The 8,484-nt window shown below is 47.1% G+C and carries 7 protein-coding genes and 1 tRNA gene; 4 read left to right on the top strand and 4 right to left on the bottom strand.

Annotation, left to right across the window (positions count from 1 at the left end):
* Positions 1-460 precede the first annotated feature (460 nt).
* The 3 genes from LAT75_RS14275 to LAT75_RS14265 form a co-directional block, all read right to left on the bottom strand.
* Positions 461-652 carry a hypothetical protein gene (locus tag LAT75_RS14275; RefSeq protein ID WP_291483354.1) on the bottom strand — a complete coding sequence of 64 codons (192 nt, stop codon included), beginning with the start codon at positions 650-652 and terminating at the stop codon, positions 461-463.
* Positions 653-698: 46 nt separating this feature from the next.
* Entirely contained in the window at positions 699-1,685 is a 987-nt protein-coding gene (locus LAT75_RS14270) for a WYL domain-containing protein (protein WP_291483353.1), read from the bottom strand.
* Positions 1,686-1,764: 79 nt separating this feature from the next.
* Positions 1,765-2,361, bottom strand: coding sequence for a hypothetical protein (locus LAT75_RS14265; protein ID WP_291483352.1), 597 nt, complete (start codon positions 2,359-2,361; stop codon positions 1,765-1,767).
* An 845-nt stretch (positions 2,362-3,206) separates the two neighbouring features.
* Between LAT75_RS14265 and LAT75_RS14260 the strand changes: the two genes are divergently transcribed.
* The 4 genes from LAT75_RS14260 (at position 3,207) to LAT75_RS14245 (ending at position 8,101) form a co-directional block, all read left to right on the top strand.
* Positions 3,207-4,322 (top strand): hypothetical protein, encoded by a 1,116-nt coding sequence (locus tag LAT75_RS14260; protein ID WP_291483351.1) that lies wholly within the window; start codon positions 3,207-3,209, stop codon positions 4,320-4,322.
* 483 nt (positions 4,323-4,805) lie between these two features.
* Positions 4,806-6,032 carry an AAA family ATPase gene (locus LAT75_RS14255; RefSeq protein ID WP_291483350.1) on the top strand — a complete coding sequence of 409 codons (1,227 nt, stop codon included), beginning with the start codon at positions 4,806-4,808 and terminating at the stop codon, positions 6,030-6,032.
* 62 nt (positions 6,033-6,094) lie between these two features.
* Positions 6,095-7,027 (top strand): ADP-ribosylglycohydrolase family protein, encoded by a 933-nt coding sequence (locus LAT75_RS14250; protein ID WP_291483349.1) that lies wholly within the window; start codon positions 6,095-6,097, stop codon positions 7,025-7,027.
* Positions 7,028-7,111: 84 nt separating this feature from the next.
* Entirely contained in the window at positions 7,112-8,101 is a 990-nt protein-coding gene (locus LAT75_RS14245) for an AAA family ATPase (RefSeq protein WP_291483348.1), read from the top strand.
* Positions 8,102-8,207: 106 nt separating this feature from the next.
* Here the strand turns inward: LAT75_RS14245 and LAT75_RS14240 are convergent.
* Positions 8,208-8,281 (bottom strand) — tRNA-Asp (locus LAT75_RS14240).
* Between the last annotated feature and the right edge of the window lie 203 nt (positions 8,282-8,484).

Genomic DNA, 8,484 nt, shown 5'->3' with positions numbered 1-8,484 from the left:
TAAGATAAGAAATCAAATATATGGGGCTTGTTGTAATAGCAGTTGTGGGCAGGCTACTTTCACTCAAAAGATTAAAGCAGCGGCTGCCACTGTATCTGCAGCTCTGATACCTACAGCACTGTCGGCTAAGTCTGTTAATCACGCGTCTGCTTCAGGTTTTGATGATTGCTTTGAAAACTTTTGTGGCTGCTGTTGTCTGTTATGCATTTGTGGCTGCTGCTCAGCTGTATCTGCATCACCGAGCTCTGCTGGTAACTGCGTGTGCGATTGCTGCTGTCAGGAAGATCCTAATTGCCGCTGGTATTAAATTCAGGGTTTCACGCTGTGATACATACCATACCATTCTTTGGGTCTCCTTGCCTTAGGGTTTCTGGTTTTGTCGTTATTAACAAACCTAAGCAAGGGGACTTTTTCCTGCCAGGGACGTATTGTTTGGGTACTACTGCCGGTTTTAGGAGATTCAGACAGACTTGGTATTAAGCAGTTCAATCAGCTTCCCGCTCAGATTTGCATCTTCAATACTTTTAGCGAGCTGCTTCAGGCTCTCTTCATCAAGGTTGGTGAGGGTAACTCTGGTTTTATTTCCCTGCGGAGATTTTGAGATAAAGGCAGAGTCGGTATCAATTGTTAGCTGGAAACGCAGGCTGTTCATTTGAATATTTTTTGATTTTGTTTTTTTGGGGTGATGCTTTTCGATGTTAGCTTTCATAAGCTGTAAGCATTTCATGCAGGCGTTGTTTTACAAGATCACGCATTTCTTCAGGTTCCTGTACGGTCACACCGGTTCCAAGACCAATGATCCAGTCAGCAAGTGAACTGTTGCAGGCGTGTTCGATCTGAAGTTCTTTTTCTTCCGCGCGGAGCTCAAAATCCAGCGGCATGGATTTGCCCTTAATCCGGGCAACGGCTTCATCACTCAGGCGGAGCACGATGATGTCTGCCTGACCACCGGTAGGCGCTCCTATCGTGAGATGGGCAAAGTTGAGCTTATTTCGCTCCTGTGGTCTGAGCTGACCGAAGTCATATATCGTTTTCAATGAGGCGGCGCTTTGAATCTCAACCGGCAGCAGTTCGCAGTAGGCATGCGTTTCGGCATTGATGCCGCACACGATCAGGCAGCTTTCGCGTATAACAAAGCGGTCTGACACAAAGGTGATGTTCTCACCGTCGGTAAGCGTCAGAGTTGAAAGTTTGCCTTTATTGCGGAGCAGATTAACGAGTACTGAGGCCTGACCGCGGGTAATTTTCTTCAACCCGAATGTATTCTGAAAGACATTTTCGCTCAGTTTGGACACGCTGTTTCTGTGATCAGGATTGTTCATCACATAGGCGAGCTGCTTCTGAAAACTTGTTGCTGCAGCGTTTATGTCGGTGAGGGACATGTCGTGTAGCATGGCTGAGTACACCGAAGCGATGAACAGATACTCATCGCTGAACTTTTCTTCTTCATCATCTGTCGTACGCTTGGTTCGGTCGATGAAATAATGCTTCACCTTGCCTTCCTTTCTCGTTAACAAAATACCCGCATCTTCGAGACCATTCAGGATAGTGCGCACTGATTTTTCGGATATCTCCCGATCTAACTCTTTCATCTTCTCCGTCATCTTTTCATGCACCCAACCGGTAGGTGGCTCATTTCTGATCAGCTCTTCGATGATGTAGAATCTAAGTTCGTGAATGGTCATCCTTATTATGGTTTAGGTTGAGAGAAAATATAATGATCAGGTGCTGATAAGTAGTTCAAAAACCGGAAGGCTCAAAAAATCAGGCCTCGCAGCTGATTTCAGCCAGCTTTCGGCTAAACGCGGCGCGAAAGGTGCTGCACAGTTCACCCTGACCGAATTGGAAATCCTGGTCACGCTCAATCGCATCTGCTATCTCTGCCGGACTGACCCCGCCCAGGAAGGCAGATGAGGCCTGTCCAAGCAATGAGAAATAGCTTTCGACAGCTTCAGGCAGCAAAGCTGCTGTCAGCGGGACGTTTACCATTTGCTGTGCTGCCGACGCACGTTCCGGCGTTTCCAGCAGGTAAAGCGGATTTTGCATCCGGGCACAAAATCCCCGCTGTGCAAACTTCGGGAAGTGCGTTGCCTTGCTCCAGTTCGGATACACCTCTGGGAAACGGGCAAAAACGACCTGATCCGTCAGTACCATGAAGAACAGGGAGAGAACAAACAACTCACGGTGCGCAACCGGAATCCCGGCAAGGTCACGGCGCATATTACTCCAGCCGGCATTGCCGAAGGCAAGCCCGCTTTCATAGGGATTGCTCTTGCTGCGAGTACGAAAACGCCTTTCAAAGAAGTGCAAACGGCGCAGGTCTGACGGAAAGTGATGCTTAAAGTATGTATCGAATTTCATAATAAATCCCCTTTCAAAAGTTTATAAAAAACTGACTGAAGAAACCAACAGCCATTAGTTACTGTAACAGTAACCATTTTAAATATTTTGCGACCCTGCGCAAAGCAGCCGGTTAGGGCTCACAGGCTGTAATAAACGTGGCCTGACCATCTCAACTCGCCGTTTAGTGACGACATTTCAAAGATAGTTACTAAAAATGGCATAAACAATTAATTTAGCTAAAAATCCGTCTTTACAAGTTTACTATTATGGTAATCGTATATTCTTAGTTGCTGTATGCAGTTGCTTAATTGAATGATATTACTTGCCTTAGAATCATTTTTACCTTTCCTTTGCTCTGAAGGCAACTCCAGCCCTGAAGTCGGCTGGCGGGAATTATGATCCTGCGCATTGAAATGTTGTCCCTGCTGATCTAAGCTTCTGCCTGTGCTTTTGTCAGCTACGTTCACTTCCAAAAACCGTATTCATCTTCCCTTAGCTTACAGGGGAATCACTGCTTCAACCCTGGTCAATTCAGGTTTTGAGCCAGCTGCGGGCAGTTTGTTATTTCATCCCACAACCAACCCAAATAGTACGGTTACTTAGCAATGAACCTTTTCAATAACAAAGAAAATCCGGCTCAAAAGCCGGTCAGCGAAGCCGGGAAAGCAGATTTAATCCCGCCCGCTGCTGAACGAAGCGCTTCGGTTATGCTAAACGACGTTCCGTTACCGTCAGAGGCATCAGCCCCTTTACGCACAAGCTGCCCTCCAAAAGGAAAGAATACCTCCGCAGACCCGCGTAAATCACGTATATTTAAACCAAAAACTGATTCAGAGCTTAGTTTCAGTCAATCATCCGGATCTATGTTTTATTTTCCCTTCAGTACCACTTACGCTGTTTACCCCGGCAGCGGAACCGATTTCTCTCCTTTACTTTCCGAATCTCAGCTCGCACGTGAACTGCCTGCATTGATGGAAAGCCTACGGCAGGTTTGGTCTGTATCTGCCCTCATACTTTGCGATAACAGTCCGCTTGTGGCTGATTTTTTTCGAAAGCTTAAACCCGGTTCCGCCATTTATGACCGGAATAAGAATATTTATACCGGTGAAGAGGCCTACAAAAAAGCCTGGGAGGAGTCCGGTATTGACACCATGACGGTCCGGAAGAAATCGGTTTCCGAGCGTAAACTCTCCGATCACCTTACTATTGAAGTCACAAACCTTACCCTCGAAGCTTCCATAGGTGGCCGCAGTGCGATGGCACTTGCTGAGTTTTTTCCGTGTGATTACAGCGAACTGTCGCAGTGGCTTGAGGCCAACCTTAATTCACCCGAAACCGCCAGCCCCATGCAGTTAAGCGGCTTCTTTCTTATCGGAATGCCTGACGGACGGGAATTTCTCAAGCCCAAGCTGCTCCGGCAGGCACGTTTTATTGTTTCTGATATGCCCCCAAAGTTTTTTAATGAACATTTTCTGCCCTTACCTGTCCGGCTCAGAAATATCGGACGTCAGAACAGAAGCTACTCAGCGGGGCTCGGGGCAGCGGTTTATGTGAGCCATGAAGAGTACAGGAAATTCCCTGTACCGCGACCCGGATCGTTCTGGCTGATACCCGGCTTGTTTGCCGTACAGGACTGCTCGGCAGAGACCCTGCAGGTGCCTCGTGAAATCCCGAATTGCAACTGCATGGATACCGGTGAACTTCCCTTAGACGAAAACCGGCTCATTGAATTGCTGAATGCAATTGACAGCGCTTTGAAACAAAACCGGCCTGTGCTGCTTTCTGAGTTTGGAGATACGGCTAAACTTATGGCCGTGATCGGCTCCTGGCTGGTGCGTCATGGCGTCGCAAGCGGCTCGCAGGTTTATGAGCATGTAAAAATTGCCGCACAGCTTTCCGGAGCTGATCTTTCCGTTGCAGCAAGAAACAACAACAGCCCGTATCACAAACTCCTCCGGGCCTGGGTAAGAGGCAAATAGCTGATCAGGGCAGGCAGCATTCTGAACCTTCTTTCCCGAAACACAGCATACCAAACATATTTTCCCGGCTTAGCAGTGCTGTTTATTCAGGGTGAAATTTCATCCCAAAGTGCACAGCCTGAAAGGCCGTGGTGCTGTGCATTGCCCTTAAATTCTCCCATTGGCACTAACCCGGCAGCAATCGCTATTGCGCTGCTCACTGCATCCTCCGCACAGAGACGGGCTGATTATGTCTGCACAAAATAATTACCGTAATCGTAAAAATAAAGTGACATATTTGCCGCACACTGACCTGAAACGTCTACCACGTACTAAAAAGTAACAATACGGCATTTCAGATAAATGCCCGGCAGCACTTATACAGGTTTCACGAACACTTTAATATTTACCGATAAAGAAAGTGATTTGACTTAGTTTACCTGCGAAAACCCGTGCAAGCCGTTTTCAGCTCTCCTTAACCCTAATTTAAACCCTGATTCTGATATGAAAAAAGCAGCCCCAAAAAAACCTTCGCACATCCGGCCAAAACATCTGACCCGCTATTACATCGACCACGGTTCGCATATCGCTTTTCCAAATCAGCTTGCTTACGAAGTTTTCCCACCCGGTCTTTACTTCCCTGACACAGATCGTGAAGGCAATTTTTTACTCAAACGAATCGATCCCTTCAAACAGCAAGCGTTGATGGAGTTGTATAGCAGTGAAAGAGAGGATTTTGATGATGATGATGATAATGATAATGACGACAATTTTTCAGCCGCTGAATATGCGGCAGAATTGCTTGGTCAGCCTGACAATCTCGATCTCATCAATGATACGCAGCATCTCATGGATCAAATGGATGAGCTTGGTGAGTTTGACGAGCTCGAAGAAATGTTCGCGTCCTTAGAAAGGGATTATGAAAATGAGAATGAAAGTGCTACAAGCAAGTTTGCAGCTTCATTGAAACGACTTAACAGAATCGAGGGATCGCATTATCTCAGTGAAGGATACTTCCACCTTGAACATTACAATCCGGGTCTGAAGAAAGCCCATGAGGCAATCAATGAGTTTCTGGCTAACGAAGATATATACATCAGAAACAGGCTCGGATATCGCAGATCCATCTTGTTATTCGGAGAGCCTGGCACCGGCAAATCAAGGTTTATTGATTATACCTGCAAGCGGCTCATTGACCAGCATCAGGCCGTAGTGATACGCCTCGATGGTCGTAATCATATTGATCAGGTAATGGATCACGGTCTTATTCCCCTGGAAGCCCATCTCTCTGACAGACTCAAGGTATTTGTTATTGAGGAATTAGCCGAGGTAGTCAATCGTCACAGCATGAGCACAGTGCTCAATTTCCTCGACAATGCCATTCTGCGCAACAACGTCATCTTCCTGATGACCACCAATACGCCTGAGCGGATTCCGGCCAATCTTACCAATCGACCGAGCAGGATAGATGTACTTGAAGAAGTCGGTACAAACAATCTGCCTGGTTTTGAGGAAGCCTGGTACCAGCATATTACAGGTGAGTTACTGCCCGAAACTGAGAAATCTCAGGATTGGTATTCAGCTAAACTAACACCGGCTTATCTGAAAGAGCTCTTTCTTATGTGCAAGCTCAAAGGGATTTCTCCACACGAATCATTCAAGCTTTTACGAAGCCGCATTACTCTGGTACGTAACAGCTTTGCCGCAACTCGAGAGGTTGGCTTTATCTGAGCCTGCCCCGACCCTGCACGAAATCCATCCTTCACTATCAAATCATCCCATACCATCCCGCTATGACAACCCTATCAGGTACCAAAAACAAACAAAACCGGCTTGCCGGTATGCTTTTCGGCCTTGCTGCAGGTGATGCACTCGGCACTACCCTTGAATTCACCCTGCGGGATTCAAAAGCACCGCTCACTGACATGATTGGCGGAGGACCTTTCGGTTTGCTGCCGGGCGCATGGACCGACGACACCTCAATGGCACTTTGTCTTGCACACAGCCTGGCAGAATGCAAGGGTTTTGACCCTGAAGACCAGATGAGACGCTACCTGCGATGGTACCGGACAGGATACATGAGCAGCATAGACCACTGTTTCGACATTGGATCGACTGTTGGGAAGAGTCTGCGAACCTTCGAACAAACCGGTAATCCTTTCTCAGGCTCAGATGATCCCTTCTCAGCAGGAAACGGCAGCATTATGCGGCTTGCTCCGGTAGTAATGTACTTCCACGATGAAGGTGAAGCAGCATGCAGATTATATGCTGCCCAAAGCTCGCGCACAACTCACGGAGCTGCCGAGTGTCTCGATGCCTGTGAACTGCTTGCAGGTGCGCTTTGGCATCTGGCTCAGGGAGAGGACAAAGAAACCTGCATTGGGAAGATTTCCAACATAAAGCTGCGCAGTAACGGAAGGCTAAAAGATGTACAGCAGGGTAGATTCCGGCAAAAGCTTCGCAGCGATATCAGCGGAAGCGGCTATGTAACTGAAAGCCTCGAAGCAGCGCTGTGGTGTTTTTATCACACCGATTCCTTTCGGGAAGCCGTGCTAATGGCAGCCAATCTGGGTGATGATGCCGATACAACTGCCGCTGTGTGCGGTCAGCTGGCGGGTGCATTTTACGGCAAAAGCGGTATTCCTGCCTCGTGGTTATCCTTGCTCGCAAAACCGCATCTGCTGGAAGAAACGACACAAGTTCTTCTGGAGAAGCAGGCTGAATGAGCCTTCAATCCTGAGCGGTACAGGCAGGGGACCCCTTTGAATGGTCCTCTTTAACAATGTCACCCCATCCTAAGTCAACGAGCTATGAGCAATTGGATTACAAAAATGCGTGACTTCCATTTTAACCAAAAAAAATATTTCGAACGTATGGAAAACCCCGGTACAACTGAAACAATGGGCATCGTAAAAACAAGCAGTGGCTACGGATTTGATTATCATGAGCTTGTCCGTCATCTGCCTGCAGGTCTTTATGAACCCGGCTACAATGAAGATGCCCGTAAGTTCTGCCTTAACAGAACGAAATTTGGCACGAACACCAAAACTGTAAGTCAGGTCTTGTCTCAGAATTATTTTCCTGTGGAAAACCATGTGAGACCTTTTGCTTACCTCGATAAGGCCGTCAGCCGTTTTCTCGAATCGCAGGCATTCTATCAGCAAAAGAAGCTGGATTACAAGCGTGCATTTCTCATCTGCGGAGATCCCGGTACAGGCAAAACCAGATTCATTGCCAACACAGTGAGCAAAGCAATAACTGAGCAGGATGCCATTGTAATTAGCGTGCACTCAGTGCATAATATGACCTATCTGCTTAAAGGTGTAAACATGATTGCATCCTTCCTCAGGGATCGGATGAAGATCATTATCATCGAAGAACTCTATGAGCTCATGAAGGAAAAGCCCTTGGGCGAAATCCTTCAGCTGCTGGACTCCTCCTCACTCAGAGATAATGTGCTCTTTCTCATCACGACCAACCACCCTGAAAGAATCCCTTATAATCTGATTGACCGTCCCTCCAGGATTGATGAAATCGTGCCGGTGTACAAAGAAGACTTCAACCAGGATTTCATTGTGAATTGGTACGAGCATGTGATGGGCAACCCTTTTCCTGAAGAAGAGCTGACCTCAGGTTTTCTGAAAGATGTGGAGGGGAAACTGACCCTGGCCTATCTGCAGGAAGTGTTTCTCAAGTCGTTCATGGAAGACATTAGCCTGAGCGAATCATACGGCAAGATCAAGATCAGAAAAGCCATGATTCAGAAACAATTTGCGCGAAGCGGAGAGATTGGCTTTTGAGTTTATCGGGCATAAAATTCAAAAAGGGGTACCCATAGGGTCCCCAGCCCCAAAACATCCTCAAAACAAAAAAGCCCAACCACTTGTAAGTGATTGGGCTTCAATGCGATCCGGAAGGGACTCGAACCCTCGACCTCCTGCGTGACAGGCAGGCGTTCTAACCAACTGAACTACCGGACCATTAAATCAATATTTTTTAAATCTCTTATCCGGACTCGAACCCTCGACCCTCCCGACAGGCGTTCTATCCGGACCAAATTCTACATTTTTTCACTTTTAATGCAGACTTAAATATAAACACCTTATCCACAGTAAGTCAATAGCAAAGGATGGATTAATCTGCTATTAAAAAAGTAAGAGGCACCGTGCTCACACGGCACCTC

It is taken from the genome of Cyclonatronum sp. (assembly GCF_022565315.1).
Lineage (GTDB): Bacteria > Bacteroidota > Rhodothermia > Balneolales > Cyclonatronaceae > Cyclonatronum.
Note: the sequence above shows the minus strand (reverse complement) of the source record. Positions and strands in the feature narration are given on the sequence as shown.

What these genes read in the sequence shown, in the direction of transcription:
- LAT75_RS14270 (WP_291483353.1), bottom strand. Translation starts at nt 1,685, where the DNA reads ATGACCATTCACGAACTTAGATTCTACATCATCGAAGAGCTGATCAGA.
- LAT75_RS14245 (WP_291483348.1), top strand. Translation starts at nt 7,112, where the DNA reads ATGAGCAATTGGATTACAAAAATGCGTGACTTCCATTTTAACCAAAAA.
- LAT75_RS14250 (WP_291483349.1), top strand. Translation starts at nt 6,095, where the DNA reads ATGACAACCCTATCAGGTACCAAAAACAAACAAAACCGGCTTGCCGGT.
- LAT75_RS14255 (WP_291483350.1), top strand. Translation starts at nt 4,806, where the DNA reads ATGAAAAAAGCAGCCCCAAAAAAACCTTCGCACATCCGGCCAAAACAT.
- LAT75_RS14265 (WP_291483352.1), bottom strand. Translation starts at nt 2,361, where the DNA reads ATGAAATTCGATACATACTTTAAGCATCACTTTCCGTCAGACCTGCGC.
- LAT75_RS14275 (WP_291483354.1), bottom strand. Translation starts at nt 652, where the DNA reads ATGAACAGCCTGCGTTTCCAGCTAACAATTGATACCGACTCTGCCTTT.
- LAT75_RS14260 (WP_291483351.1), top strand. Translation starts at nt 3,207, where the DNA reads ATGTTTTATTTTCCCTTCAGTACCACTTACGCTGTTTACCCCGGCAGC.